This window comes from uncultured Pseudoxanthomonas sp. (assembly GCF_947498795.1).
GTDB lineage: Bacteria > Pseudomonadota > Gammaproteobacteria > Xanthomonadales > Xanthomonadaceae > Pseudoxanthomonas_A.
Window position 1 is genome coordinate 775890 of the sequence record NZ_CANMLQ010000001.1, and the last position, 26849, is coordinate 802738.

The window sequence follows — 26849 nt, forward strand, 5'->3', positions numbered from 1 at the left end:
GGGACGCTCAGCGTCCCGTTTTTGTTTGTCCCTGTCCCATCCATGGGGTTGGACGCTAGGCTGGCGGCACGCACAATCCGCGGCCCCACGCAGAAGGCCCTGCCATGTCCGTCCGTCCCAGCGCGCTCGCGCTGACCCCGTTGCTGCTGTTCCTGGCGCTGTTCTTCGGTGCCGGGCTGTATTACACGGCGCAGGGCGAGGCGATGGGGTTCTACCAGCTGCGCGCGCCGGTGGCGATCCTGCCTGCGCTGGCGTTGGGCGTCTGGCTGGCGCGCCGGCGCGGCCTGCCTGCGCAGCAGACCCTGCTGCAGGGAATGGGCGACAGCAACGTCATGCTGATGTGCCTGATCTTCCTGCTGGCGGGCGCATTCGCGACCGTGTCCAAGGCTATCGGTGCGGTCGATGCGGTCGTCGCGCTGGGATTGGGCGCGCTGCCGGCCAGCCTGATCCTGCCCGGCCTGTTCCTCGTGGCGGCCTTCGTGTCGCTGTCCATCGGCACGTCGATGGGCACCGTGGCGGCGGTCGTGCCCATCGCGCTGGGCGTGGCGGATGCGGCCGGACTGGACCGGGTGCTGGTCGTCAGCGCCGTGCTGGGGGGTGCCATGTTCGGCGACAACCTGTCGATCATTTCGGACACCACCATCGCGGCGACCCGCAGCCAGGGGGCCGAGATGCGCGACAAGTTCCGCGAGAACTTCAAGATCGCGCTACCCGCAGCGATCGCCACGATCTTGCTGCTGGGCACGCTGGGCGACGCTGCGCCAGTCGAAGCCCCGGACGCCGCTTCCCCATGGTTGGTACTGCCCTACGTGCTGGTGCTCGGCCTGGCGTTGGCGGGTCTGGACGTGGTGCTGGTACTCGGCATCGGTTTGGTGGCATCGGGCGTGTTCGGCTTCGTGCTGGGCAAGGATTACGACGTGGTCTCCTTCGCCGGCGACATCTACCTGGGTTTCGAGAGCATGGTGGAGATCACCCTGCTGTCGATCCTCATCGGCGGGCTGGCTGCGCTCATTAAGGTCACGGGCGGCCTGGACTGGCTGGCGCAGGTCATCGCAAGGTTCGCGCGCGGCCGCACGGGACGACGCTCGGGCGAAATCAGCATCGCTGCACTGGCGGCGGGGTCGGACGCGCTGACGGCGAACAACACCGTGGCGATCTTGGTCACCGGCAGCCTGGCGAAGGACATCGCACAGCGCCATGGCATCAGTCCGCGGCGCGCGGCCAGCGTGCTCGACATCTTCGCGTGCGTGATCCAAGGCGTGCTGCCGTATGGCGCGCAGATACTGCTGGCGGCATCACTGGCCGCCGTGTCGCCGCTGGCGCTGGCTGGCAGCGTGTACTACTGCTGGCTGCTTGCGGCATCGGCATTGGCTTTCATCCTCTGGCCCTCGCGCCGCGCGGCACGCGCCACCGAGTGAAAACGGGGCGCTTGCGCGCCCCGTCCGGTTCCGGCTCGGGCCATCGAGGCTCAGTCGCGCGACTGCAGCTTCGACAGCAGGCGCAGCAGTTCCAGGTACAGCCAGACCAGCGTGACCATCAGGCCGAAGGCGCCGTACCACTCCATGTACTTCGGTGCCCCCTGCTCGACGCCGCTTTCGATGAAGTCGAAATCCAGCACCAGGTTCAGCGAGGCAATGACCACGACGAACAGGCTGAAGCCGATGCCGACCAGGCCGGACTCATGGATCAGCGGGATCTTGATGCCGAAGAATCCCAGCGCGATGCTCGCCAGGTAGACCAGGGCGATGCCGCCGGTCGCGGCCACCACGCCCAGCTTGAAGTTTTCGGTGGCCTTGATCAGGCCGCTGCGGTAAGCGGACAGCAGCGCGAACAGGATGCCGAACGTCAGCATCACCGCCTGCATCACGATGCCGCCGAACTGCGCGTTGTAGACCGCGGAGATCGCACCCAGGAAGAACCCTTCGACCAGCGCGTACAGCGGCGCGGTGACGGGCGCCCAGGTCTTCTTGAAGACGGTGATCAGCGCCAGCACCAGGCCGCCGATGGCGCCGCCCCACATGTACACCGCGAAACCGGGGGCGGGCAGGCCGTCCGTACCGAGCGCCTGGTTCCAGGAGAACGCCGCCGTCAGCACGGTCAGCAACAGCAGGATGCCCGTCTTGTTGATGGTGCCGTTGAGCGTCATCGCCTCGCCGTCGCGCGAGACGACCGCACCACTGCCGAGATCGAGGAAGGTGGATTCCTTCAAAGCCGGATTGCCGCTGCGCATCGTCGTTCCCTCTATGGTTGCCGGACATCTGTCCCCAGCGGCCGAGCATATCGCAAGCGGAAGACCTTCAGGTTTCGTTTGACAGCAAGGCCACAGGTTCCGACAATACGCGACCTCGTTGGCGTCCAGGCGCCATGCCGGGACCCTCGTCGGGGTATAGCGCAGTCTGGTAGCGCATCTGCTTTGGGAGCAGAGGGTCGGGGGTTCGAATCCCTCTACCCCGACCAGCCCGACGCGGTGTCGTTATGTTCCGGCAGGGTGAGGGATGCGACAATCCGGACAGAGCGCCCGTAGCTCAACCGGATAGAGCACCGGCCTTCTAAGCCGGCGGTTACAGGTTCGAGTCCTGTCGGGCGCGCCACGGCGGTGCGAACCGCCAGGGTGCAGGTTTCAGTGGTGGCTGTAGCTCAGCTGGTTAGAGTACTGGATTGTGATTCCAGATGTCGGGGGTTCGAGTCCCCTCAGCCACCCCATTGATTGCAGGACGTCCGCGTCGCGGGGGTTCACAGAAAAAAACGATGCGGTTACACTACGCGTCTGATGTTTCGGGGCCGTTAGCTCAGTTGGTAGAGCAGTTGACTCTTAATCAATAGGTCCAAGGTTCGAATCCTTGACGGCCCACCAAACCCGAAACGCCCGGCCGCAAGCCGGGCGTTTTTTTATTGTCGGTCGCGCCATGCCGGCCGCTACAATGCGACGCTTACTGCGAAAGTGGCGGAATTGGTAGACGCACTGGATTTAGGTTCCAGCGGGTAACCCCCGTGAGGGTTCGAGTCCCTCCTTTCGCACCACGCGCCATCCGTTGAAGGCAGGGCGACCCGACGGCCGGTTCCCGGAGCCTTCTTCCGACCTCCCGGGTGCGCGCCCGGGTTGCGTCTGCTGCCGCGCGGCGCCCGTCACCGCTGGCAGCCTGTCCCGGAATCGGCGAAACTAGCAAGTTCCGCCGGGAAGGGCTTCGTGCTCTGGGCCCAGGCGTCCCGGATTATCAACATCGCCCCGGCTTAGTCGTGGCTGCAGGAGTCAGTGAGTATGCAAGTTTCGGTCGAATCGGTCGGCAACCTCGAACGCCGCATGAGCTTCAGCCTGCCGGCGGAGCGCCTGGACACCCATATCGGTGGCCGCCTGCGCGAGCTGTCGCGTACGGCGCGCATCAAGGGTTTCCGCCCCGGCAAGGTGCCAGCCAAGGTCATCGAGCAGCGTTATGGCGACCAGGTGCGTGCAGAAGCCCTCGACGGTCTGCTGCGCGAGACCTTCAACAATGCCGTGCGCGAGCAGGACCTGCAGCTCGCCGGCAACCCGCGCATCGAAAAGCAGGGCGACGGTGAACTGGATTTCGTCGCCACGTTCGAAGTGGTGCCGGAGTTCGGCGACATCGACGTCACCACCCTCAAGGTCGTGCGCAATACGGCCGAAGTGACCGATGCCGACATCGACCAGATGGTGGACAACCTGCGCATGCAGCGTCGCACCTTCCAGGCCGTCGAGCGCGGCGCGAAAGAGGGCGACCGCGTAGCGCTGGAAACCTGGTCCCAGGCAGGCGACGAGCGCATGCCGGCGGAAGGCGCTGAAAAGGGCGCCACCCTGATCGGCTCGGGCGTGATGTTCGGCGAGATCGAGCAGGCGCTGGTGGGACTCGCGAAGGGTGAGGAAAAGACCGTGTCCGTGACGTTCCCGGCCGACTGGCGCGTGCCGCAGCTGGCCGGCCGTCAGGTCGATGTGCACGTCAAGGTCACCGACGTGGCCGAGTCGGTGCTGCCTGAAGTCGACCGCGAGTTCATCCGCAGCTTCGGCGTGAAGGGTGGGGACGTGGAGCAGTTCCGCGCCGACATCCGCAGCAACCTGGAGCGCGAGCTGAAGGGCGCCCTGATGACCCGCCTGCGTCGCGAGGTCGGCGAGCAGCTGATCGCCGCCTATTCGCACGTCGAGATGCCGCCGCGCCTGGTCGAGAACGAAGCGCGCGTGATGGTCCAGCAGGCCGCCGAGCAGGCGCGCCGCCAGGGCCAGCAGGTGCAGATTCCCGAGAATGCCCACGCGGGCTTCACGGACGCCGCCCGCAAGCGCGTCCTGGTCGGCCTGCTGGTGGGCGAGGTGGCACGCCGCAACCAGCTGCGCCTGGATCCGAAGCGCCTGAACGAAACGCTGCGCCTGATCGCCTCGACCTACGAGGAGCCGGAGCAGGTCATTGAGTTGTACCGCAACGATCCCCAACTGATGAACAGTCTGCAGGGTCGTGTGATGGAAGAGCAGGTGATCGACTGGATCGCCGAGCGCGCCCAGCACACCGAGCAGGCGCTTTCCTTCCAGGAAGCCATCCGCAACTGATCCGGGCGCCCGCCCGGCCAGGAGGTCCGGCTATCCTAGGCCGGACCTTCCCTTGAACGACAGGCGCGAGAACCGATGAGTATTCAAACCCAAGCCCTCAACCTGGTGCCGATGGTGGTCGAGCAGACCAGCCGCGGCGAGCGCGCCTACGACATCTATTCCCGCCTGCTCAAGGAGCGCGTGATCTTCCTGGTCGGCGGCGTGGACGACCACGTGGCGAACGTCATCGTGGCGCAGATGCTGTTCCTCGAGGCCGAAAACCCCGAGAAGGACATCAGCCTGTACATCAATTCGCCCGGTGGCGTGGTCACGGCGGGCATGGCGATCTACGACACCATGCAGTACATCAAGCCCGACGTGAGCACCATCTGCGTGGGCCAGGCAGCCAGCATGGGCGCGCTGTTGCTGGCGGCCGGCGCGAAGGGCAAGCGTTATGCCCTGCCGAACTCCCGCGTGATGATCCACCAGCCGCTGGGCGGCTTCCAGGGCCAGGCGACGGATATCGACATCCACGCCCGTGAAATCCTGACGTTGCGCGCGAAGCTGAACGCCATCCTGTCCCATCACACGGGGCAGTCGCTGGAAACCATCGAGCGCGATACCGAGCGCGACAATTTCAAGAGCGCGGCGGATTCGCAGGCTTATGGCCTCGTCGACCAGGTGCTCGAGCGTCGCCCGGAAGATTCCATCCAGTCGGCCTGATCGACGGATTGCGGGTTTTCAGGCGCAAATACCCCTGTTCACGGTCCCGGCTGACAAGCCGGGACCGTGTGCTATTCTCCGACCGCAAGCCCCTCCGGGCAGGTTGAGCGACCGAGTAATACCAGCATGAGCGAAGATCGTCAGGGCCGTTCCGGCGACAGCACCAAAATCCTGTACTGCTCGTTCTGCGGCAAGAGTCAGCACGAGGTCCGCAAGCTGATCGCGGGCCCGAGCGTGTTCATCTGCGATGAATGCGTGGAACTCTGCAACGACATCATCCGCGAAGAGCTGGAAGAGAAGGCGCAGTCCGCGCGCAGCCACCTGCCCAAGCCGCGCGAGATCCTCGAGGTCCTCGACCAGTACGTGATCGGCCAGAACCGCGCCAAGCGCACGCTGGCCGTGGCCGTCTACAACCATTACAAGCGCATCGAGAGCCGCAGCAAGAACGACGACGTCGAGCTGGCCAAGTCCAACATCCTGCTCGCCGGTCCGACCGGCTCCGGCAAGACCCTGCTGGCCGAGACGCTGGCGCGCCTGCTCAACGTGCCGTTCACCATTGCCGACGCCACCACGCTGACCGAAGCCGGTTACGTGGGCGAGGATGTGGAGAACATAATCCAGAAGCTGCTGCAGAAGTGCGACTACGACGTCGACAAGGCGCAGCAGGGCATCGTCTACATCGACGAGATCGACAAGATCTCGCGCAAGAGCGAAAACCCGTCGATCACCCGTGACGTGTCCGGCGAAGGCGTGCAGCAGGCGCTGCTGAAGCTGATCGAGGGCACCGTCGCCAGCGTGCCGCCGCAGGGCGGCCGCAAGCATCCCCAGCAGGAATTCCTGCAGGTCGACACCAAGAACATCCTCTTCATCTGCGGCGGTGCGTTCGCCGGCCTGGACAAGATCATCCAGCAGCGCAGCACCGAGGCCGGCGGCATCGGCTTCGGCGCCAAGGTCAAGAGCTCGGAGAAGAAGTCCGAGGTGGGCAAGGTCCTGTCGGAAGTCGAGCCGGAAGACCTGATCAAGTTCGGCCTGATTCCCGAGTTCGTCGGCCGCCTGCCGGTCGTCGCCACGCTGGAAGAACTGGACGAGGCGGCGCTGGTCAAGATCCTCACCGAGCCGAAGAACGCCATCACCAAGCAGTTCAAGAAGCTGTTCGAGATGGAAGGCGTGGAGATCGAGTTCCGCCCGGATGCGCTGTCGGCGATCGCCCGCAAGGCGCTCAAGCGCAAGACCGGCGCGCGAGGCCTGCGCACCATCGTCGAGTCGGTGCTGCTGGATACGATGTACGAGTTGCCCTCGCTGGAGAACGTCAGCAAGGTGGTGGTGGACGAGTCGGTGATCGAACACAAGTCCGAGCCGTACCTCATCTACCAGAATCCCCCGGCGCAGAAGGTCGCATCCGCGGAGTGATCCGGCTTTCATGCAAGCCCTGACAGGCGCCCTTGTGGCGCCTGTTCAGTTTCTGGCAGCGCTGTCCAAGCCGCTGGTTTCCCTCGGGTTTTGGCGACGCTCTTGCATCCCTCAGGCGATGGCCCCATAACGGGCCCATTGGTGCCTTCGCACCCCTGCATTCCGCACCTCGCTGGAGCCCCCATGCCCCGTCGTTCCCCCTCCGAAATCCTCGACCTGCCGGTCCTGCCATTACGCGACGTCGTGGTGTTTCCGCATATGGTCATCCCGCTGTTCGTCGGCCGCGACAAGTCCATGCGTGCGCTCGAGCAGGCCATGGAGGCCGACAAGCGGATCATCCTGCTGGCGCAGAAGTCCGCCGAAACCGATGACCCGGCCGCCGCCGACCTCTACACGGTCGGCACGCTCGCGCAGGTGCTCCAACTGTTGAAGCTGCCGGATGGCACCATCAAGGTGCTGGTCGAGGGCACCGCGCGCGTCAGCGTCTCGAACGTCGTCGAGCGCGATGGTTCGTTGTACGGACAGGGCGAAGAGATCGATTCCACCGACGCCCGTGAGCCGCGCGAGATCGAGGCCGTGGCACGATCGCTGATGGGCCTGTTCGAGCAGTACGTCAAGACCAACCGCAAGCTGCCGCCCGAACTGCTGCAGACGCTGGCGGGCATCGATGAGCCCAGTCGCCTGGCCGATACCATCTCGGCGCATCTCGGTGTGCGCTTGAGCGACAAGCAGCGCCTGCTAGAAACGGTCGAAGTGGGCGAGCGGCTTGAGCTGCTGGTCGGGTTCGTCGATGGCGAGATCGATGTTCAGCAGCTGGAGAAGCGCATCCGCGGCCGCGTGAAGTCGCAGATGGAGAAGAGCCAGCGCGAGTACTACCTCAACGAGCAGATGAAGGCCATCCAGAAGGAATTGGGCGAGCTCGACGAGGCGCCCAACGAGCTGGAGGAACTGGCGCGCAAGATCGCGGAAGCGGGCATGCCTAAGCCCGTCGAGACGAAGGCGCGCAACGAACTCAACAAGCTCAAGCAGATGTCGCCGATGTCGGCCGAAGCCGCCGTGGTCCGCAACTACCTGGATTGGCTGCTCGGCGTGCCGTGGAACAAGCGCACGAAGGTCCGCAAGGACCTCAAGGTCGCGCAGGATACGCTGGACGCCGATCACTACGGCCTGGAGAAGGTCAAGGAACGCATCCTCGAGTACCTCGCGGTGCAGTCGCGCGTGAAGAAGCTGCGCGGTCCGATCCTGTGCCTGGTTGGCCCGCCCGGCGTCGGCAAGACGTCGCTCGGCCAGAGCATCGCCAAGGCGACCAACCGCAAGTTCGTGCGCATGTCGCTGGGCGGCGTCCGCGACGAAGCCGAAATCCGGGGCCATCGTCGTACCTATGTCGGCTCGATGCCGGGCCGCATCGTGCAGAACCTCAACAAGACCGGCAGCAAGAACCCGCTGTTCGTGCTGGACGAAATCGACAAGATGTCGATGGACTTCCGCGGCGATCCGTCTTCCGCCCTGCTCGAGGTACTGGATCCGGAGCAGAACAACACCTTCAACGACCACTATCTCGAAGTGGACCTGGATCTGTCCGAAGTGATGTTCGTCGCGACGTCGAATTCGCTGAACATCCCGGGGCCGTTGCTGGATCGCATGGAGGTCATCCGCATCCCCGGTTACACCGAGGACGAGAAGATCAACATCGCACAGCGTTACCTGGTGCCCAAGCAGCTGAAGGCGAACGGGCTGAAGGCCGAGGAACTGAAGATCGCCGAGGGCGCGATCCGTGACCTGGTGCGTTACTACACGCGCGAGTCCGGCGTGCGCAACCTCGAGCGCGAAGTCGCGAAGATCTGCCGCAAGGTCGTCAAGGAGCTCGCGCTTGCGGGTCCCAGGCCGGCCACGTCCAAGAAGAAGCCTGCCGCGATGCAGGTCACTGCGAAGAACCTGGACAAGTACGCCGGCGTGCGCCGCTACGACTTCGGGCGCGCCGAGGAGCAGAACGAGATCGGCCTGGTGACGGGCCTCGCGTGGACCGAAGTCGGTGGCGATCTGCTGCAGATCGAAGTCGCGCTGGTTCCGGGCAAGGGTGGCATGTTGCTGACCGGCCAGCTGGGGGACGTCATGAAGGAATCCGGTTCCGCCGCGATGTCCGTGGTGCGCGGGCGCGCGGTGAGCCTGGGCGTGGATGCGGAATTCCTGCAGAAGCACGACGTGCACCTGCACGTACCGGACGGTGCGACACCCAAGGACGGTCCGAGCGCGGGCATCGCGATGGTGACCGCACTGGTGTCCGCGTTGACGCGCAATCCCGTTCGCGCCGACGTGGCGATGACCGGTGAGATCACGCTGCGCGGACGCGTCACCGCGATCGGCGGGTTGAAGGAAAAGCTGCTCGCGGCCCTGCGTGGCGGCATCACCACTGTCATCATTCCCGACGAGAACAAGAAGGACCTGGCCGACATCCCCGCGAACGTCACCGACGGCCTGAAGATCGTGCCGGTGAAATGGATCGACGAAGTGCTCGATCTGGCGCTCGAGCGACCGTTGGCACCCGTGCCCGCCACCGGCAACGACGGTGGAGGAAGGGCGGTGGCGACAACGGGCAAGGGCAAGGGCAAAGGCTCGCCGCAACCCGGCGTGAAGCATTGACCAAGGCGACGGGCGGTGCGTGTCATCGCCCCGAAACCCGCGTCATTGCTGGGTTTTCGGCTTGCGTGCCATTTTTCGCGCTGGTATAACGACGACACCCGCATGCACGAGGCGACGCCTCGATGCGCGTGGACATCACGACCGGCTCCCGCGAGACAAGCGAAGGCCCACGTTCCGGGTTCCGGTCACTCATTCCGCGGTTGTGCCGCACAGGGAGTTACTCAATGAACAAAACCGAATTGATCGATGCCGTCGCCGACGAAGCCGAAGTGTCCAAGGCCGAAGCCGGCCGTGCCGTCGACGCCGTCATCTCCAGCATCACCAAGGCCCTGAAGAAGGGCGACAGCGTGACGCTGGTCGGCTTCGGCACCTTCCAGGTCCGCAAGCGCGCCGCTCGTACGGGCCGCAACCCGAAGACCGGCGACACCATCAAGATCAAGGCGTCCAAGAACCCCGCGTTCAAGGCTGGCAAAGCCCTGAAGGATGCCGTAAACTAATCGACTCGCTGCCGATGGCAGGGTGCGATCACCCGGGTGCTTAGCTCAGCGGTAGAGCGTCTCCCTTACACGGAGAGGGTCGGGGGTTCGAAACCCTCAGCACCCACCACATCGGGGCGATGCAGGATCAAAAAAATTGTCGGACGGTCTAGCGGAAGTCGCGCAAATCGTCTTACAATGTTCGTCTCAGCGCGGAGTGGTAGTTCAGTCGGTTAGAATGCTGGCCTGTCACGCCGGAGGTCGCGGGTTCGAGTCCCGTCCACTCCGCCATTTCACCCAAAAAGCCCGCGAAAGCGGGCTTTTTGCTTTCCGGCTCTCGCACCGTGTTCCCAGTGCGATTCGATGCCCTAAGGGCGTGGTGAGTCCGCCGGACGGCGAGACGCGCGTGCGACGGCACGGTAAACTGCGCGGCTGAACGAATTCGGATCCCGTGCGCACATGCTGCAGAAACTCCGCGACAAAACCTCTGGCTGGGTCGCCAGCCTGATCCTGGGGCTGCTGATCATTCCGTTCGCCTTCGTGGGCGTGAACGAGTACATGACGGGCGGGACCGCCAGCGACGTGGCCCTCGTCGAGGCGCCGCCGACATGGTGGGAGTCCGCTCCGCGGTGGTGGCCTGTGTCGATGGTCTGGCAGCGCGAGGAAGTAACGCAGGACGATTTCCGCGAGGCGTTCGAGCAGGCACGCCAGCAGCAGCGCCAGGCACAGGGCGAGGCCTTCGATCCGCGCGAGTTCGAAAGCGCGGACAACAAGCGCAAGGTGCTCGAGCAGCTGATCGACCAGAAAGTGCTTGCACTGGGCGCCAAGCGCGCCGGCATCGTCGTGGGCGACGCGGCGGTGCAGAAGATGATCATGAGCGAGCCGGCGTTCCAGGTCGACGGCAAGTTCAGTCCCGAGCAGTACCAGATGTTGCTGTCGTCGCAGGTGCCTGCGATCTCGCCGGTGCAGTTCCAGGAACAGCAGCGCGAGCGGCTGCGCATGATGTTGTTGCCGCAGGCCATCGGCGAGTCCGACTTCACCACCGAAGGCGAGCAGGCGCGCATGTGGAAGTTGCTGGGTGAGACCCGCGATATCGGCATCGCGCTGCTGCCGCCGGTGGCGGAGGACAGCGCCGAGGTGACCGACGCGCAGATCAAGGCGTGGTACGACGGCCACAAGAGCGATTTCAAGCAGCCTGAGCAGGTGTCGCTCGAATACGTGGAGATCAACGGCGCGACGCTGCCTGTCGCCGCGACCGCCGACGAAGCCGCGCTGCGCAAGCGCTACGAGGCGGAGAAGTCGCGCTTCATGTCGCCGGAGCAGCGCGTGGTCGCCCATATCCTGATCGCGGTCGATGCGGGCGCCGACGCCGCCACGCAGAAGAAGGCCGAAGAGAAGGCTGCGGCGCTGGCCAAGCAGGCCCGCGAGGGCGCGGATTTCGCGGCGTTGGCGCGCGCGAATTCGGACGATCCGGGGTCGAAGGATGCGGGCGGCGAACTGCCGCCGTTCGCGAAGGACGGCTCGATGGTCAAGCCGTTCGAGGATGCGGCGTTCGCCATGCAGGCCGGCGAGATCCGCGGCCCGGTGAAGAGCGACTTCGGTTACCACGTGCTGCAGCTGAAGCAGGTCAATCCCGGCGCAGGCCGTAGCTTCGAAGACGTGCGTGGCGAGCTGGCCGCGGAAGAAGCCAGCGGTGAACGCGACCGTGCCTACAACGACCTCGCGGGTCGCGTGGTCAACGAAACGTTGAAGAATCCGACGGCGCTGGCGCCCGCAGCGGCGGCGACCGGCCTGCCGCTGCAGAAGGTGGGTCCGTTCTCCCGCAACGACCCCCAGGGCATCGCGACGGTGCCTGCCGTGCTGCGCGCCGCGTTCTCCGACACGCTGGTGCAGGACGGCACCATCAGCGATCCGATCGAGATCGCCCCCAACCACAGTGTCATCATCCGCGTCGCCCAGCACACGCCCGAGCAGGCGCTGCCGCTGGACAAGGCGCGCGATGCGGTGGTGTTCGCCATCCGCCAGGACCGTCGCGAGAAAGCCGCGCGCGCCGCCGCCGATGCCCTGCTCGCACGCGTGAAGAAGGGCGAGTCGCTCGCCACCATCGCCGCTGCGGAAGGCCTGCGCTTCAACGAACTGCCGGGCCTGCGTCGCGGCATGCCGATGCCGACGGCCGAAGCCAACGAGGCGATCTTCGCCGCCGGACGGCCGGCGGAGGGGAAGGTGGTCGCCGGCCAGGTGGCCCTGGGGCAGGGCGCCTATGCCGTCTTCACCGTGAACAAGGTCACCGATGGCGCCATCGCGGACATGCCGGCCGAAGAGCGCGCGACGATGCAGCAGCAACTGATGCAGCTCAATGGCGGCATCGCGACGCAGGCGTACGTGGACGCGTTGCGCAAGCGTTTCAAGGTCAAGGTCTTCGAAGAGCGGCTCTGAGCCCGACCGATGTTGGATCCGAATCCCGCCGACCGGCGGGATTCTTCTTTGTGGCGAGCCTCGTCGCTACTCTGCGGCGCTGTCCAGCTTCAGCACCATGCCAGGACGCAGCACGGCATTTGCCTTCAGGTCATTCAGCTGTAGAAGCCGCTCGGGCGTAAGTCCGTGGCGACGTGCGATGGTCCACGCGGAGTCGCCACGCTGTACCGTGTGCGTGCGTGCGCCCGTGGCGACGCTTCCGGTGGCGCGCGCGTCGTCGGTGGCGAGGGCCAATGGCGCCGGCGCGGCGGTCTCGTCCGCGCTCGCGTACGTCGGGGCCAGCAGCCGGATCGGCTTGGTGCCACGGCTGAATCGACCGGAGAGCGCGGGATTGAGGCGCGTCAGCAAGGCGAGTGGTTGATGGTGCCTGGTGGCCCAGGCCTCGAGCGTGGCGTCGCCTAGCAGCACATGGACCGCCAGGCGCGGCACCGGGCGATCCATCTGTTTGAGCCACGCATCGCGATCGTCGGCCTGCTGGAAGATGCAGGCCAGCGCGTGCAGCTTCTCCACGTAGGCGTAGGTGATGCCGGACAGGCCGGGCAACTCCGCGGGACGCGCATTGCGGGCGTTCATGCCGGCACGGCGCATGGATTGCAGGACGCGGTATTCGCCGGCGTTGTAGGCCATCACGGCCAATCGCCAGTCGCCGCCGAACATGCCGTGCAGGGTCTTGAGATAACGGACGGCGGCCTGGGTGGAATCCACGGGCGACAGCCGGCCGTCGTAACCCTCGCGCATCGGGACTCCATGGTTGCGCGCGGTGATGCCGATGAACTGCCACAACCCCGCCGGGCCTTGGGGATTGCGCGCGCCGGGCTTGTACCCGCTTTCCACGAACGGAATGAGCGCGAACTCGGTCGGCAGCTGGGCTTCGCGCAATGCGTCGACGACGTAGCCGAACAACGGCAGCACGTCGTCTTCCGCGCGCGCGAGTTGTCCGGGCGCATGGCTGAAATGCTTCTTCCAGCGCCCCTGGGTCGCCGCGCTGTCGCACGTCGGATCGGCCAGCCCGTCGCGGAAGCGCTGGTAGATGTCCAGGCCGCTGCGTTGATCGCCGGCGGCGAGCGGGGAGGGGTCGACGGCAAGTACGTCGAGCGTCGCCGGTGCGTTCTCCGCCGTCGCTGGATCCGCGGCAACGACGGTCTGAGATGCCAGCGCGAGGCCGGTCGCCAGCAGTCCGGCAAGGGGCAGGGCACGGGGATGTTTCATGCGCGGAAGTCGTTCTTCCACTGCCGCAGGGTCGCGAAGGTCTCGACCCGATCGACCGGCGGCCGGCCGAGGCGGTGGGAGATGGCGGCCTGGACCTCGGCGCTGTCCACGCGCAGGAAAGGATTGGTCGCGCACTCGCTGGCCAGCGTCACCGGCAGGCTGGGACGGCCCGCCTGGCGCATGGTGCGGACGTCTTCGATGCGTTGCCGCAGGGCCGGGTTGAGCGGGTCCACGGCAATCGCGAACGCGCCGTTGGCCAGGGTGTATTCGTGGCCGCAACAGACCAGCGATGCACCGGGCAGGGCGGACAGGCGATCCAGCGATGCGAGCATCTGCGACGGCGTGCCCTCGAACAGGCGACCGCAGCCCAGGCTGAACAACGTATCCCCGCAGAACAGGTGCGGCGGACCGTCGCCGCCGCCGCCATGGAAGGCGATGTGGGTGCGCGTGTGTCCAGGCACGGCGAGCACCGACAGCGCCCAGTGCTTCACCCGTACGACATCGCCTTCGCCGACGCGTTCGGTAGCGTCGGGAATGCGGTCGTCGGCGGGCGCGAACACGGGTAGCGTCGGCCATCGGGCGCGCAACGCGGCGACGCCCCCGGCGTGGTCGGCGTGATGGTGGGTGATCAGCACCGCCGCCGGCCACAACCCGTTGCCGGTCGCGGCCAGGACGGGCGCGGCATCGCCGGGGTCGATCACCAGCGCGTCGCCCTCGTCGTCGACCAGCGCCCAGATGTAGTTGTCCTCGAAAGCAGGCAGGGCAAGCAGGCGCATCGGGGAAAGGCTCCGGGCGGGACGGACGCCCAGGGGCGGCGTCCTCTACAATCCGAACATGCCTGCGTTCGCGTTTACCCGTCAACCCGATCCCCTGGCGTGGTTCGGGACCGGCCACGGCGGACCGTTGCTGGCGTCGGAACATGCGCGGGTGAGCCAGGCGCTCACCAGCCGGACGCCGCAGCCGTGGCTCTGGATAGCCCCAGACGGGAGCGACCCGTCGCCGGTCGGCGCGCCGGCCACCCGAGGGCTCCGCCTGCGGGCCCGTGCGGGCTGCCATCGGCTGGCGGGGCAGGTCCAGTGCGGCCTGCCGCTGCCGCTACCGACCGAAGCGATGGGGGTGATCGTGCTGCAACACGTGCTGGATGCGGGCGACCCGCAGCCGCTCCTGCACGAGTGCTCCCGGATCCTCGAGCCGGGCGGTCGCCTCTGGCTCTTCGTGCTGAACCCCTGGAGCCCCTACCGATTGCGCTGGCGCGGCGCCGGCCTGGTGCCGCGCGCGCTGGGCCAGTGGCACCTGCAACTGGCGGCGGCCGGCCTGGTCGTGTCGGAGCATGTGCTGCATTACGGTCCGGTCTGGAAAGGCCTCGCCGATGCCCCCGGACACGGACCTGCGCCGTTCCGCGCCGCGCGCCTGCTGCAGGCTGAAAAGCGCGTGGCCGGCCTTGTTCCACCTGCGCCCGTGGCACGCGCGTGGCGTGCCGCGCCCGCCGCCTGACCCCTTACCCCGAGAACCCATGAAACACGTCAGCATCCATACCGATGGCTCCTGCCTGGGCAATCCCGGTCCCGGTGGCTGGGCGGCGCTCCTGCGCTACGGCGAGAAGGAGCGCGAGGTCGTGGGGGGCGAGGCCCAGACCACCAACAACCGCATGGAACTGATGGCTGCCATCGCGGCGCTGGAGGTGCTGACGGAGGGCTGCCAGGTCACGCTGCACATCGATTCGCAGTACGTCCGGCAAGGCATCACCGAATGGATGCCGGGCTGGGTGCGGCGCGGGTGGAAGACTGCCGGCGGCGATCCGGTGAAGAACCGCGACCTCTGGGAACGCCTGCATGCCGCCACGGCCCGCCACCGGATCGACTGGAAATGGGTCAAGGGCCACAACGGCGACCCCGACAACGAACGTGTCGATGCGCTGGCCCGCACCGCCGCCGAGCGTTTCCGCCGGGGAGCCGTGGCGTGAGCCCGACGTTGCATCCCGGCCAGGTCGTCGTGGAGACGGCGCGCCTGCGCCTGCATGCGATGTCGGACGCGGACGATGACGACGCGGCGCTCATGCTCGCGTTGCTCAACGATGCCGCTTTCATACGCCACATCGCCGATCGCGGCGTAAGGACCGTGGACCAGGCGCGTGCGTACCTGCGTACCGGCGCACTGCGCAGTTATTCGGAAAACGGCTTCGGCATGTATGCGGTCCGCCGCAAGGACACCGGCGCACTGATCGGCAACTGTGGCCTGGTCCTCCGCGAGGGGCTGGAAGGCCCCGATCTCGGTTACGCACTTCTGCCCTCGCACGCAGGCCAAGGGTTCGCGCGGGAGGCCGCGAACGCCGTCATCGCCGACGCCGCCCGCCGCCTCGGCCTCGTCCGCCTGCATGCCATCGTCAATCCCGACAACGTGGCCTCGATCGGCCTGTTGCAGAAACTGGGATTCGCATTCGACAGAATGATCTTGCTGCCCCCGATCGAACATCCGGTGGACCTGTTCCACCTGTCCCTCTCCAAGGAAGCCGCCTGATGCGCCAGATCATCCTCGACACCGAAACCACCGGCCTGGAGTGGAAGAAAGGCAACCGCGTCGTCGAGATCGGCTGCGTGGAGCTGCTGGAGCGCCGGCCGACCGGACGCACCTACCACCAGTACATCAATCCGCAGCGCGAGTTCGAGCAGGGCGCGGCCGAAGTCACCGGCCTGAGCCTCGAATTCCTGTCCGACAAACCGGTGTTCGCGGCGATCGCCGACGAGTTCCTGGCCTTCATCGACGGGGCCGAGCTTGTGATCCACAACGCAGCCTTCGACGTCGGCTTCCTGGACTACGAACTTTCCCGGCTCGGCGAACAGTACGGGCGCCTGTCCGACCGCGTCACCGTCGAAGACTCGCTGCTGCTGGCGCGCCAACGCTTCCCCGGCCAGCGCAATTCGCTGGATGCGCTCTGCAAGCGGCTCGGCGTGGACAACACGCACCGGCAATTGCACGGCGCCCTGCTTGATGCCCAGCTGCTGTGCGATGTCTACCTCAACCTGACGGCCGGCCAGTGCGAGATCGGCTTCGGCGGCGCGGAAGAGACGGCGTCGGCCGCGACCGCGGCGGTGGTCCAGTTCGACCCCGCGATCGCGGGCGCCCGCCCGCGGGTAGCGGTCTCGGCCGAGGAACTCGCCGCACACGATGCCCGGCTGGCGACGTTGAGGAAGAAGGCCGGCGGCCGCTGCCTGTGGGATCCTCCGGTGCTGGACGCCACTGCCTGAGTCGCGGCCGCCGCACCCCTTCACCCTGCGCCGGCCTTGCGGTAGCGTGCCTGCGGGGACATCGACAGGGGACGTGCATGGCGGGCAGGCAGGGAGGACGCAGGCGCTCTTGCGCCTTTGTGGTGGCGATGTTCGGGATCGTGGCGGGGATGGCCGAGGGCGGGGCGACGCCTGCGCCGCCCTTCCCCATGGAGGCGCCCGTGGCCTACACGGCCGCGCTGCAGGAAGCGATCGTGGCGCGCTGGGACGTGCCGGCGAGCGTACGCGCCGGGCAGATGTGTCCCGTACGGCTCACGCTGCTGCCCGGCGGCGAGGTCCTTACCGCCACCGCGGAGCCGGCATGCCGGTTCGATGCGAAGGGCCGCGACTCGCTGCTGGCCGCCGTGCGGCAGGCGTCGCCGCTGCCTTATCGCGGCCACGAACGCGTGTTCCAGCGGACCACGGTGGTGCGGTTCGTACGGCCGGAGTCCGACGTGGCGAAGGCGCCTCCCGCGCCACCTGCCGCATTCCAGGACCATCTGGCCCGGGTGCGCGCGGTCGAGGCGCAGGCGCTCGACCCTGAAGCGCGTTGCCTCGCCTACCCGGACCTGCCCGGCAATGCCTGGCCGGCGAATGCGGGGGCGTCGCGTTGCCTGCTGCTGCGGGCGCCTATCCTGTCGCTGGACGAGATCGACCGGCAACTCGATCAACCGCAGGGAGCCCGCGCCCTGGACCGTCGTTTCGATGCGTTGCTGCGGGCGCACTACGCGGACGCGACCCAGCGCGATCAGATCTTCATCGCTTACTCGATCTTCGATGCCGATCCCGAGGCCGAGCGTGTTGCCCGACGCTGGCTGGAACAGTCGCCGGACAGCGCCTTCGCGAAAATGGCGCTGGGGGATGTTTACGCGCGCCAGGGTTGGCGGGCACGCGGTACCCAGTGGGCGTCGGAAACGCCGGGCCAGCAGCTGGAGCGGATGGGCGCGTTGTTCCAGCGCGCGGTGCCGCTGCTGGCCGAGGCGTTCCAGGAGGAGAAGCGGCTGTCTCCGGCGTGCGAACAACTGGCGGCGATCGGCCGGATGAGTTCCAACGAGTTGCAGCGCTGGGCGACAGCAGAGTGCCTCAGGATCGATCCGCAGTCCTACTTCGTTCTGGAAGAGGTCATCACGCAGGCCGAACCGCGCTGGGGCGGTTCGGAGGAGGCGATGCGCGCGGCTGCGGGGCTGATCGCCGCGCGTGTCGCGCAGAACCCTGCGCTGCTGACGCTGACGGCCATACCGATCGGCTATGAGGCGGATCTCGCCGACGCCTGGCCCGAGATCATGCCGGGCACGGTTGCCGCGTCCCTGCAGGCTCCCAATGCTGGCTACATGGCGCGTGCGGGACGCGGCATGTATGCGCAAGGCGATCGCTGGCGCGCGCTGAGCTGGGTGTCGCAGTCGCTGCGCTTCCAGCCGCGGGACGACAGCCACCTCGCGTTGCGTGCGGAGATCCTGATGGAACTGGACGATGGCGAGTGGGCATTGCGCGATGCGCGCCGTGCGGTCGAGGCGGCGCCTGCCAGCGCACGACGCCAGTACCTGCTGGCCCGTGCCACCCGGCGCGCGCTCGGCGAGCATGCGGCCCGCGACGCGTTGTTGAAGACCATGGAAGACGCGGACATGCGGGAGCAAGCGTACGAGTTGTACTGCCAGACCTACGCAATGAGCGGTGAACTGGCGGCCGGCGAGGCATGCGCCGGTGCACTGGTCAGGGAGTTTCCGCGCAATGGCGAAGGCTGGCGCATGTTGGCCTGGCTCCGTGGCGTACAGGACGATCCGGCCCAGGTGGAGGCGATCGACCAGTTCGTCAAATACCACGACCTCGAGCGCTGGCCGCACCATGCCGCGACGATCGAACGCATCCGTCAGGCGAGGGCGCAGCGATGAGGCCGGTGTTACGGGGTCTTGTCGTGCCATGGGTGCTGTTGTTGGCCATCGCAGGCACCCGCGCCGAGGACCGCGCCGCGCCCGTCGTGCCATTGCCGCTCGATGCCAAGGTCGACGGCAAGGGGTATCCGGAATGGACGGCGGCGTGGTGGCAGTGGGCCGAGGCGCTGGATGGCCTGCCGTATCGCGACCGGGATGGCCGTGCCTGCGCCGTGGCACAGGATGGACCGGTCTGGTTTCTCGCGGGGACGACCGGCAGATTCAATGCGCGCCGCGAATGCACGATTCCCGTTGGCAAGCACTTGCTCATGCCGGTGATCAACATGATCCACTACACGCCGGGTGACGCGTTGCGTGGCGATCGCGTCCCCAGCTGCCGCCAGTTGCAGGCCTGGGCTGCGGTCAACAACGACCGGCTGTCGAGTGCGGTGGTCCTGCTGGACGGCGTACCGGTCGCGGACGTCGCGCGCTATCGCGTACGCAGCAACGGCTGCTTTCCGCTGTATCCCGATGTTCCACCTCCCCCGGGCCACCTGGCGCAGGTGGCGGCGAGCGACGGGTACTGGCTGTTGCTGCCGCCGCTGTCGCCGGGGCGGCATACCGTGAGCGTCGGCGCCAACTACGACGCCGATGGCAGTGGCTATGGGCGCATGGTGCAGAGCTTCGAGTACGTGCTCTGGATCGGGGGCGAAGGCGTCGCGGCCCGCTGACCCGCCCGTCCGGGCTCAGTGGCAGCGGACCAGGATCGCGGTCACGTTGTCCGAGCCGCCGCCGTCCAGCGCCGCGGCGATCAGCGTGTCGACGCATTCCTGGGCGCTGCAGTCGTCGTGCTTGAGGGTGGCGGCGATGCTGGGATCGTCGACCTCTTCGGTCAGCCCATCGCTGCACAACAACAGTTGCATGCCCGGGCGAAGTTCGCCGGTCATGGTTTCGACGTTGAGGTGGTTGGGGTCGGTGACCCCCAGCGCCTGGGTGACGACGTTGCGATGCGGGTGGGTGCGCGCCTGTTCGCTGGTCAGGGCACCCTGGGCGATCAGTTCCTGCACGTAACTGTGGTCCTGGCTCAGCTGGGCCAGCTGCCCCTCGCGCCACAGGTAGGCCCGGCTGTCGCCGACCCAGGCCACTTCGAAGCGGTTGCCCTGGATGCGGGCCGCCACCACGGTGGTGCCCATCGGCAAGGTGTCGTTGCGGCGGCGGGAGGTACGGATGATCTCCTCGTCGGCGATCCGGATCGCCTGCGCCAGCGGCGTGCCATCGCGGATCTCGCGCACGATGGTCTCCCGCGCCAGGGCACTGGCCACTTCGCCGCAGGCGTGGCCGCCCATGCCATCGGCCACCAGCCACAGGCCCAGCTCGCTGTCGCCGTAGTAGGTGTCTTCGTTCAGCTCGCGACGGAGGCCGACGTGGGAGATGTGGCCGAATTCGATCATGGTGCCCTGGTCTGTGCGGACGGCGTTTTCCTATCCGCTCATACGCAATGATCCGTGCGGACAGGACATCGGACAAGATTCGGGGCCTTCCAAACCCAACCGGGGTTCACCGAGGTGCAGGTCGGGTGATGCACCCCGCCGTCTTCGGGATCGGTCGGCTTGTCCCGATGCGGCGCGCCACGTATGATTCACGCCCCCGGGACAGCCCGGGCCACCGGAGAGGTGGCAGAGTGGTTGAATGTACCTGACTCGAAATCAGGCATACGTTAATAGCGTATCGAGGGTTCGAATCCCTCCCTCTCCGCCAGTTTCAAGAAAGCCCCCGCAAGGGGGCTTTTGCGTTTCCGTCACCGTGATGGGCGCGGATCGCCGTTGGGGACGGGCGTAGAATGGCCTTTTGCGCCGGAGCCCTCCATGTCCGAGATCCTCGTCCCCGTGTCCTTCGGTGAGCTGTTGGACAAGATCGCCATCCTGCAGATCAAGTCGGAACGCATGAGCGACCCGGCCAAACTGGCGCACGTGCGCGACGAACTGGCGGCGCTGGAGAAGACCTGGATGGCCCATCCCGTGGCCGGCCACGACATCGTCGAACTGCGCGCCCAGCTGAAAGCCGTGAACGAGCGCCTCTGGGTGGTCGAGGACGAGGTACGGCTGAAGGAAAAGGCGCAGGCCTTCGACGACGACTTCGTCCGCCTCGCCCGCAGCGTCTATTTCGAGAACGACGAGCGCGCCCGCATCAAGAAGGCGATCAACCTGGCCCTGGGCTCGAGCTACGTGGAAGAGAAGTCCTACCAGGACTACCGGACCGCGGGCGCGCCCTGACGGCGATCAGCCTGCGAGATCGTGCCGGCGTCGCTCGAAGGCGGCGATGCCATCGTCCACGGTGATCAGGGCCATGACGCCGTCGTGCTCGATCTTCGTGCCCCACGCGAGTTCGGCGGCTGGCCTGCCCTTGTAGCGGCGTGCGGCGTCATCGTAGCGGTCCACGCAATAGCGCACCGTGGAATAGGGGCCGCTGCGGCGGGGATTGCTGGCCGCGTGCAGGCCCAGCACGGCGGCGCCCATGGCGTTGGCGATGTGCATGGGGCCGGAGTCGGGCGTCATCACCAGGTCCGCACGCGCCAGCAGGGCCGGCAACTGCTTCAGGGTGTCCTTGCCGACCAGGTCCAGCGCAGGTGACCGCATCGCGGCGATGATGCCGTCCGCTGTCCGCCGTTCCAATTCGCTGCGCCCCCCGCACACCACCACGCGCCATCCCTGCGAGGCAGCGTGGTCGGCGACGGCGGCGTAGCGGTCCGCATACCAGTTGCGGCGTTCGTGGCTGGAACACGGCGAGATCACCAGCGTCCGCCGGCCGTCCTCGGGCCACTGCGCACGCGCCCATGCGTGCGCGTCGGCCGGTACCGGCAGGTCCCAGCGCACCTCGGTCTGGTGCAGGCCCAGCGGTTCGCAGAAACTGCCGATCGCATCGAGCACGTGGATGCCGGGCCGGTCGGGAATGCGTTCGTTGATCACCAGGCCATGCAGGTCCTTGGAACGACGGCGGTCGTAGCCGATCCTTCGCCGGGCCCGGATGAAGGCCGACAGCAGGTTCGCGCGCAACGCCACCTGCATCTGCAACAGCGCGTCGAAGCGCTCCCCCGGCAGCTCCCGGCGCAAGGCGCGCATGCCGGCCACTCCGGTGTTCTTGTCGTAGGTGTGGAAGGTCACGCCTTCCAGCCCTTCGAGCAGCTTGAATCCGCCCTTGTCGATCACCCAGTGCAGCGGCAGTTGCGGCCACTGCCGCTGCAGCGTGCGCACGAGGGGCACGACGTGGGTCACGTCGCCGAGTGCGGAGAGTCGGAGCAGGCAGAGCGATGAGGGAATCATGGGATAACTATTGTTAGACTCGCTGGATGGTCGGATTTGACGCCTCGGAATCCCTGACGCCGTTCCGCGAAGGCAGCGGATATGGCGCGATTCTGTTCGACCGCAAACACCTGCGGCAAGCGGATCCCGACTGGTTCCAGCCCGAGAAGTGGGGCGAACGCGCCCGCCCGGTGGACAGTGGAGGGCGCGGCAGCGCCTGGTTCATCGATGCCCCGTCCAGCCAGTGCGTGCTGCGTCATTATCGCCGGGGCGGCCTGGCGGCGCGTTTCAGCCGGGACCGCTATCTCTGGCATGGGCCGGACAAGACCCGCAGTTTCGCCGAGTTCCGGCTGACGCGTGCCCTGCTGGCGCGCGGCCTGCCGGTGCCAAGGCCGGTGGCGGCCAGCTACGTGCGCGACGGGATGTTCTACCGTGCGTCGATCCTGCTGGAGCGCCTGATGGAGGTGCGCACGCTGGCCGACATCGCCGACCAGGCCGAGGGCCATGCGCCGTGGGAGAGCACGGGCCGCCTGGTGGCGCGCTTCCATCGTGCGGGCCTGGATCATGCCGACCTCAATGCGCAGAACATCCTGTTCGATGCGGGCGGTCATGGCTGGCTGATCGATTTCGACCGGGGCAGGCTGCGCATTCCCGCCACCGCGTGGCGCGAACAGAACCTCGCACGGCTCAAGCGTTCCCTGCTCAAGTTGCGCGGTGCGCGCAGCGAGGATGAAGTAGGCGTCGACTTCGCGCACCTCCGCCGTGCCTACGACCATGCCTGGTCGCGGGGATACTGACGTGGCGTGGATGCTGCGGTTCCTGGGTGTGGGTAACGCCGGTGCCGTCGAGCTCGGCTCGGCGATGGCAACGCTGGAGCGCGACGGCCGGCCATGGCTGACGATCGACTGCGGCGGCGAAGGGTTGACCGCATACCAGTCGCGCCATGGAGGCATGCCCGAGGCGCTCTTCATCACCCATGTGCACCTCGACCACGTCGCGGGCATGGAAAGGTTGTTCGTCGCCAGCTATTTCGACGCTGCACGGCGCGGGAAGGTCCGCCTGTACGTGCCGGCGCCCCTGGTGCCGCTGCTCCACCAGCGCATCGCCAGCTATCCCAACGTCCTGGCAGAGGGCGGCGCGAACTTCTGGGACGCGTTCCAGCTGATCCCGGTCGGTGACGCGTTCTGGCATGACGGCTTGCGACTGGACGTGTTCCCGGTGCGCCACCATTGGCCGGAAACGGCGTTCGGCCTGCGCCTGCGGGGCAGCGTGGTGTGGACCGGCGATACGCGACCCATCCCCGAAATGCTGGCGCGCCATGCGAACGCGGGCGAACTGATCGCCCACGATTGCGCATTGCACGGCAACCCGTCGCACAGCGGCATCGACGATCTGGAACGCGAGTATCCGCCCGCGCTGCTGGCCCGCTGCGTGCTGTACCACTATGCGAGCGAAGCGGACGCGCACGCCCTTCGCGCACGCGGCCACCGTGTCGCCGTGGCGGGCGAGGGTTTCGCGCTGGCGGACCCGCTGCCGACCGTGCTGCCTTGAACGCCATCCCGCTCCCGCGCGATCTGCTGGGCCGTCCCCTGCATGACCTGCGGCTTTCCGTCATCGATGCCTGCAATTTCCGCTGCGGCTACTGCATGCCGGCCGATCGCGTGCCCGAGGACTATGGGACCGATGCCTCGCAACGCCTGTCTTTCGACGAGATCGACACGCTGGTCCGCGCCTTCGTGCGGCTGGGCATGCGCAAGCTGCGATTGACCGGGGGCGAGCCGCTGCTGCGCAAGCGCCTGCCCGATCTCGTCCACCGCCTTTCGGCCATTCCGGGATTGGAGGACATCGCCCTCACGACGAACGGCATGTTGCTTGCGCACCAGGCGCAGGCGCTGCACGACGCCGGCTTGCGGCGCATCACCGTCAGCCTGGACGCGCTGGATGCCGATCTCTTCGCCGAGATGTCGGGGCGGCGGGGGCAGGTGGGCGACGTGCTTGCGGGTATCGACGCCGCCGTGAGAGCCGGATTCTCGCGGCTCAAGATCAATGCCGTCGTGCAGCGCGGGCTCAATGAGGACCAGGTGGTGCCGTTGGTTGAGCATTTCCGCGGCACGGGCCATGTCGTGCGGTTCATCGAATTCATGGATGTGGGCGACAGCAACGACTGGCGGCTCGACCGGATGGTGCCGTCGGCCGCGTTGCGCGACCGCATCGCCGAGCGCTGGCCGCTGCATCCGCTGCAGGCGGACTATCGGGGCGAGGTGGCGGAGCGGTACGGGTTCGACGACGGCGGTGGCGAAGTCGGTTTCGTCAGCTCGGTCAGTACGCCGTTCTGCGGCGACTGCCACCGTGCGCGCGTGTCGGCCGACGGGCGCCTTTTCACCTGCCTGTTTGCGTCGGAGGGCGCCGACCTGCGTGCGGTCCTTGCGCAAGGCGAAGATGCGCTGGCGACGCACGTGGCAGGCCTGTGGTCGGCGCGCGGCGACCGCTACAGCGAGTTGCGTGGCCGTCCCGAAGTGCGGGATCGGCGACGCGTCGAGATGTATCTTATCGGTGGTTGAACCACGCAGGATCCTCATGCCACGTAACGCCCTGACCCATCTCGACGCCGACGGTCGCCCGGCCATGGTCGACGTTTCCGGCAAGGCGGCGACGGCGCGCGAAGCGCTCGCCACCTGCCGCGTGCGGTTTCCGGCGGAGATCGCGCGGCAGCTGAAGCGCAACGGCTTGCGCAGTGCGAAGGGCGGCATCGTCGATACGGCGGTCATCGCCGGGACGATGGCGGTCAAGCGCACGCATGAACTGATCCCTTTCTGCCATCCGCTACCGATCGACGGATGCCGCGTGGCGGTGGACTGGGATGGCGAAGCCACACTGCGCATCGATTGCCAGGTACGCACCGTGCATCGCACGGGGGTGGAAATGGAGGCGCTCACCGGAGCCACGGTGGCCGCCCTCACGGTCTACGACATGTGCAAGGCGCTGTCGCACGCGATCGTGCTCGGACCGGCGAAACTCGTCGGCAAGCGCGGCGGCAAGCGCGACGTGGGGCAGCTCTGATGCCCACGGTGACGCTGCTCTATTTCGCCAGCCTGCGCGAGCGTGCCGGCATCGCCAGCGAAACCCTCTCCACCCAGGCCCCGGACCTGGCGAGGGTCTACGACGACGTACAGGCGCGGCATGGATTCACCTGGCCGCGCGAGCACCTGCGCGTCGCGGTGAACGGCGAGTTCGCGCGCTGGGGAGACGCGCCGTCTGCGGGCAGCGAGATCGCCTTTATTCCGCCCGTCAGCGGGGGTTGAGCCATGGCAGACTTCGCCCTCTCGGAGACGCCGCCCGACCTGGACGCATGGCGCGCACGCGTGCTCGATCCGCGCGCGGGCGGCTACGCCAGCTTCGAAGGCTGGGTACGCGACCATCACGCGGGTCGCTCCGTGGGTGGCTTGGATTACGAAGCGTATGCAGCGCTCGCCGAGCGCGAAGGCGAACGCATACTTGCGGAAGCTAAGGCGCGCTTCGACATCATCGCTGCGTGCTGCGTGCATCGCGTGGGAACGCTGGCCATCGGCGACCTGGCGGTGTGGGTGGGCGTGAGCGCCGCGCACCGTGGTGCGGCGTTCGATGCCTGCCGCTACATCATCGATGAGGTGAAGCGTCGCGTGCCGATATGGAAGCGCGAGCATTACCGCGAAGGCGATGCCGACTGGCTGCACCCGATGGCGGAGGGTGCATGACGCCGAGGACAGTGCGTCCCCTCGTGCTGGCCTTGGCGGTCGGGCTGCTCGGTGCGCCGGCGGCAACGCGTGCGGCAGAGCTGCTGGTGGGCAACAAGTCTGCGGATACGGTCTGGCGCCTGTCGTTGCGCGACGGCCGAAGGATCGGCGAGTTCCGCACTGGCGAAGCACCGCACGAGATCGCGGTTGCGCCCGACGGGCGCATCGCCGTGGTGACGAACTACGGCGATGCGAAATCCGGCAGCTCGCTTTCGGTCCTGGACCTGGTGGGCGGCACGCCGACACGGACCATCGACCTGGGCCAGCACGGTGCGCCGCACGGTTTGCGCTTCCTGCCCGATGGCCGTCGCGTACTGGTGACGACGGAAGCCTCGGCCAGCCTGCTGGTCGTGGAGGTGGCCTCGGGCAGCATCGAGCGCGTGATCGATGTCGGTGGGGGCACGGGCCACATGGTCGCCGTGTCGACAGACGGAAAGGTCGCGTACCTGACCAAGATCCAGTCCGGTACGCTGAGCCGCATCGATCTGCAGTCCGGCATGAAGACGATAGAGCGCGCCGCCGGCAAGGGTGCGGAAGGCGTGGCGGTGCGACCGGATGGCGAGGAGGTGTGGGTGACCAATCGCGAGGACGGCACCGTCACCGTGCACGACCCGCGCACGCTGGCGGTCAGGCGTCGCATGAGCAGCAAGGGGTTTCCGATCCGGGTGGTGTTTTCCGCGGACGGCTCGCGGGCGTTCGTGACCAATGCACGCGCCGCGACGCTCTCCGTCTTCAATGCCCGCACCAAGGTGCCAGTGGCTACCGTCTCCCTGTCGCGCGATGACATGACCTACCAGCCCACGATGCTCGGCAACGCCGCATTGCCGATCGGCGTAGCGTTGGCAGCCGATCGGCCGCGCGCGTACGTGGCCATCAGTGGAGGCGACAGGATCGCCGTGATCGACACCGAACGCTGGCAGGTGATCGATTACTGGGTCACCGGACGCGAACCGGACGCGCTGGGGATCGTGGCCGAATGAACGACGCTCAAGAGGCGTCCGCCGCGATGGCGATGCCGTCGCGATGGCAGGAGACAGTGACAAGACGATGCCTCAAAAGGCGGTAGCCCCGCCGGCTGACCTCGGCGCCCGCATCGATCGATACCGTTGCTGCCTTCCGGCCCTGGCGGGATTTTCGACCTAGCGTCGCGAGGGGCCGACGGGGCCACCATAGACACGAAAC

Annotated in this window: 26 protein-coding genes, 8 tRNA genes and 1 other RNA gene; 29 read left to right on the top strand and 6 right to left on the bottom strand. The window is 67.1% G+C overall.

Annotated elements, in window-relative coordinates:
- Nucleotides 1–104: 104 nt before the first annotated feature.
- A complete protein-coding gene (locus tag Q0907_RS03770; protein ID WP_299341651.1) occupies nt 105–1418 on the top strand; it encodes a Na+/H+ antiporter NhaC family protein in 1314 nt (437 codons plus the stop codon).
- 50 nt (nt 1419–1468) lie between these two features.
- On the opposite strand, the gene Q0907_RS03775 is transcribed toward Q0907_RS03770, so the two are convergent.
- Complete coding sequence (locus Q0907_RS03775; RefSeq protein WP_299341654.1) at nt 1469–2230, bottom strand: Bax inhibitor-1/YccA family protein; 762 nt, start codon at nt 2228–2230, stop codon at nt 1469–1471.
- A gap of 150 nt (nt 2231–2380) precedes the next feature.
- Between Q0907_RS03775 and Q0907_RS03780 the strand changes: the two genes are divergently transcribed.
- The 13 genes from Q0907_RS03780 to Q0907_RS03840 all read left to right on the top strand — a co-directional run bounded on the left by Q0907_RS03780 (nt 2381) and on the right by Q0907_RS03840 (nt 12216).
- A tRNA-Pro gene (locus Q0907_RS03780) sits at nt 2381–2457 on the top strand.
- 57 nt (nt 2458–2514) lie between these two features.
- Nucleotides 2515–2591, top strand: a tRNA-Arg gene (locus Q0907_RS03785).
- A gap of 35 nt (nt 2592–2626) precedes the next feature.
- Nucleotides 2627–2703 (top strand) — tRNA-His (locus tag Q0907_RS03790).
- Nucleotides 2704–2778: 75 nt separating this feature from the next.
- Nucleotides 2779–2854: transfer RNA gene (locus tag Q0907_RS03795), tRNA-Lys, on the top strand.
- Between the two features lie 81 nt (nt 2855–2935).
- Nucleotides 2936–3021: transfer RNA gene (locus tag Q0907_RS03800), tRNA-Leu, on the top strand.
- Between the two features lie 238 nt (nt 3022–3259).
- Nucleotides 3260–4552, top strand: a complete 1293-nt coding sequence (gene tig, locus Q0907_RS03805) for a trigger factor (RefSeq protein WP_299341657.1) — start codon at nt 3260–3262, stop codon at nt 4550–4552.
- Nucleotides 4553–4627: 75 nt separating this feature from the next.
- Entirely contained in the window at nt 4628–5254 is a 627-nt protein-coding gene (clpP, locus tag Q0907_RS03810; RefSeq protein WP_162336364.1) for an ATP-dependent Clp endopeptidase proteolytic subunit ClpP, read from the top strand.
- A gap of 126 nt (nt 5255–5380) precedes the next feature.
- Nucleotides 5381–6664, top strand: a complete 1284-nt coding sequence (gene clpX, locus Q0907_RS03815) for an ATP-dependent Clp protease ATP-binding subunit ClpX (protein ID WP_296280061.1) — start codon at nt 5381–5383, stop codon at nt 6662–6664.
- A gap of 183 nt (nt 6665–6847) precedes the next feature.
- Nucleotides 6848–9304, top strand: coding sequence for an endopeptidase La (gene lon, locus Q0907_RS03820; protein WP_299341660.1), 2457 nt, complete (start codon nt 6848–6850; stop codon nt 9302–9304).
- Between the two features lie 122 nt (nt 9305–9426).
- Entirely contained in the window at nt 9427–9801 is a 375-nt protein-coding gene (locus Q0907_RS03825; RefSeq protein WP_296280065.1) for an HU family DNA-binding protein, read from the top strand.
- 34 nt (nt 9802–9835) lie between these two features.
- Nucleotides 9836–9910: transfer RNA gene (locus Q0907_RS03830), tRNA-Val, on the top strand.
- Between the two features lie 84 nt (nt 9911–9994).
- A tRNA-Asp gene (locus tag Q0907_RS03835) sits at nt 9995–10071 on the top strand.
- A 168-nt stretch (nt 10072–10239) separates the two neighbouring features.
- Nucleotides 10240–12216 (top strand): SurA N-terminal domain-containing protein, encoded by a 1977-nt coding sequence (locus Q0907_RS03840; protein WP_299341662.1) that lies wholly within the window; start codon nt 10240–10242, stop codon nt 12214–12216.
- A 66-nt stretch (nt 12217–12282) separates the two neighbouring features.
- On the opposite strand, the gene Q0907_RS03845 is transcribed toward Q0907_RS03840, so the two are convergent.
- Nucleotides 12283–13464, bottom strand: a complete 1182-nt coding sequence (locus Q0907_RS03845; RefSeq protein WP_299341664.1) for a lytic transglycosylase domain-containing protein — start codon at nt 13462–13464, stop codon at nt 12283–12285.
- Complete coding sequence (gene gloB, locus Q0907_RS03850; RefSeq protein ID WP_299341666.1) at nt 13461–14240, bottom strand: hydroxyacylglutathione hydrolase; 780 nt, start codon at nt 14238–14240, stop codon at nt 13461–13463. Before gloB ends, Q0907_RS03845 begins: the two co-directional genes overlap by 4 nt.
- A gap of 58 nt (nt 14241–14298) precedes the next feature.
- On the opposite strand from gloB, the gene Q0907_RS03855 reads away from it, so the two are divergent.
- From Q0907_RS03855 to Q0907_RS03880, 6 genes are all read left to right on the top strand, one after another.
- Nucleotides 14299–14958 carry a methyltransferase domain-containing protein gene (locus Q0907_RS03855; RefSeq protein WP_299341668.1) on the top strand — a complete coding sequence of 220 codons (660 nt, stop codon included), beginning with the start codon at nt 14299–14301 and terminating at the stop codon, nt 14956–14958.
- A 19-nt stretch (nt 14959–14977) separates the two neighbouring features.
- Nucleotides 14978–15427 (top strand): ribonuclease HI, encoded by a 450-nt coding sequence (gene rnhA / locus Q0907_RS03860; RefSeq protein WP_296280074.1) that lies wholly within the window; start codon nt 14978–14980, stop codon nt 15425–15427.
- A complete protein-coding gene (locus tag Q0907_RS03865) occupies nt 15424–15981 on the top strand; it encodes a GNAT family N-acetyltransferase (protein WP_299341670.1) in 558 nt (185 codons plus the stop codon). The genes rnhA and Q0907_RS03865 overlap by 4 nt, the downstream gene beginning before the upstream one ends.
- A complete protein-coding gene (dnaQ, locus tag Q0907_RS03870) occupies nt 15981–16709 on the top strand; it encodes a DNA polymerase III subunit epsilon (RefSeq protein ID WP_299341672.1) in 729 nt (242 codons plus the stop codon). Before Q0907_RS03865 ends, dnaQ begins: the two co-directional genes overlap by 1 nt.
- A gap of 200 nt (nt 16710–16909) precedes the next feature.
- Nucleotides 16910–18616, top strand: coding sequence for a DUF4034 domain-containing protein (locus Q0907_RS03875; protein ID WP_299341674.1), 1707 nt, complete (start codon nt 16910–16912; stop codon nt 18614–18616).
- The gene (locus Q0907_RS03880; protein ID WP_299341678.1) at nt 18613–19326 is read left to right on the top strand and encodes a hypothetical protein; all 714 of its coding nucleotides are present in this window, start codon (nt 18613–18615) and stop codon (nt 19324–19326) included. Before Q0907_RS03875 ends, Q0907_RS03880 begins: the two co-directional genes overlap by 4 nt.
- A gap of 15 nt (nt 19327–19341) precedes the next feature.
- On the opposite strand, the gene Q0907_RS03885 is transcribed toward Q0907_RS03880, so the two are convergent.
- Nucleotides 19342–20046, bottom strand: a complete 705-nt coding sequence (locus tag Q0907_RS03885) for a PP2C family serine/threonine-protein phosphatase (RefSeq protein ID WP_055942014.1) — start codon at nt 20044–20046, stop codon at nt 19342–19344.
- 216 nt (nt 20047–20262) lie between these two features.
- Between Q0907_RS03885 and Q0907_RS03890 the strand changes: the two genes are divergently transcribed.
- Both Q0907_RS03890 and Q0907_RS03895 read left to right on the top strand, forming a co-directional pair.
- Nucleotides 20263–20353: transfer RNA gene (locus tag Q0907_RS03890), tRNA-Ser, on the top strand.
- Nucleotides 20354–20460: 107 nt separating this feature from the next.
- Nucleotides 20461–20868 (top strand): DUF6165 family protein, encoded by a 408-nt coding sequence (locus Q0907_RS03895; RefSeq protein ID WP_296280083.1) that lies wholly within the window; start codon nt 20461–20463, stop codon nt 20866–20868.
- Nucleotides 20869–20874: 6 nt separating this feature from the next.
- Here Q0907_RS03895 and Q0907_RS03900 read toward each other — a convergent pair whose 3' ends face one another.
- Nucleotides 20875–21915: a glycosyltransferase family 9 protein gene (locus Q0907_RS03900; RefSeq protein WP_299341682.1), complete on the bottom strand. Its 1041-nt coding sequence runs from the start codon at nt 21913–21915 to the stop codon at nt 20875–20877.
- 26 nt (nt 21916–21941) lie between these two features.
- On the opposite strand from Q0907_RS03900, the gene Q0907_RS03905 reads away from it, so the two are divergent.
- From Q0907_RS03905 to Q0907_RS03935, 7 genes are read left to right on the top strand one after another with little or no spacing between them, the layout of a single operon-like run.
- A complete protein-coding gene (locus Q0907_RS03905) occupies nt 21942–22691 on the top strand; it encodes a 3-deoxy-D-manno-octulosonic acid kinase (protein ID WP_299341684.1) in 750 nt (249 codons plus the stop codon).
- Nucleotide 22692: 1 nt separating this feature from the next.
- Nucleotides 22693–23445, top strand: a complete 753-nt coding sequence (locus Q0907_RS03910; protein ID WP_299341687.1) for an MBL fold metallo-hydrolase — start codon at nt 22693–22695, stop codon at nt 23443–23445.
- A complete protein-coding gene (moaA, locus tag Q0907_RS03915; protein WP_299341690.1) occupies nt 23442–24455 on the top strand; it encodes a GTP 3',8-cyclase MoaA in 1014 nt (337 codons plus the stop codon). The genes Q0907_RS03910 and moaA overlap by 4 nt, the downstream gene beginning before the upstream one ends.
- 16 nt (nt 24456–24471) lie before the next feature.
- Nucleotides 24472–24954 carry a cyclic pyranopterin monophosphate synthase MoaC gene (moaC, locus tag Q0907_RS03920; protein WP_299341693.1) on the top strand — a complete coding sequence of 161 codons (483 nt, stop codon included), beginning with the start codon at nt 24472–24474 and terminating at the stop codon, nt 24952–24954.
- Nucleotides 24951–25196 (top strand): MoaD/ThiS family protein, encoded by a 246-nt coding sequence (locus tag Q0907_RS03925; protein WP_299342616.1) that lies wholly within the window; start codon nt 24951–24953, stop codon nt 25194–25196. Before moaC ends, Q0907_RS03925 begins: the two co-directional genes overlap by 4 nt.
- A gap of 3 nt (nt 25197–25199) precedes the next feature.
- Complete coding sequence (locus Q0907_RS03930; RefSeq protein ID WP_296280096.1) at nt 25200–25628, top strand: molybdenum cofactor biosynthesis protein MoaE; 429 nt, start codon at nt 25200–25202, stop codon at nt 25626–25628.
- Nucleotides 25625–26647: a gluconolaconase gene (locus Q0907_RS03935; protein WP_299341696.1), complete on the top strand. Its 1023-nt coding sequence runs from the start codon at nt 25625–25627 to the stop codon at nt 26645–26647. The genes Q0907_RS03930 and Q0907_RS03935 overlap by 4 nt, the downstream gene beginning before the upstream one ends.
- 85 nt (nt 26648–26732) lie before the next feature.
- Here Q0907_RS03935 and ffs read toward each other — a convergent pair.
- An RNA gene (ffs, locus tag Q0907_RS03940) (signal recognition particle sRNA small type) lies at nt 26733–26829 on the bottom strand.
- Nucleotides 26830–26849: the final 20 nt, after the last annotated feature.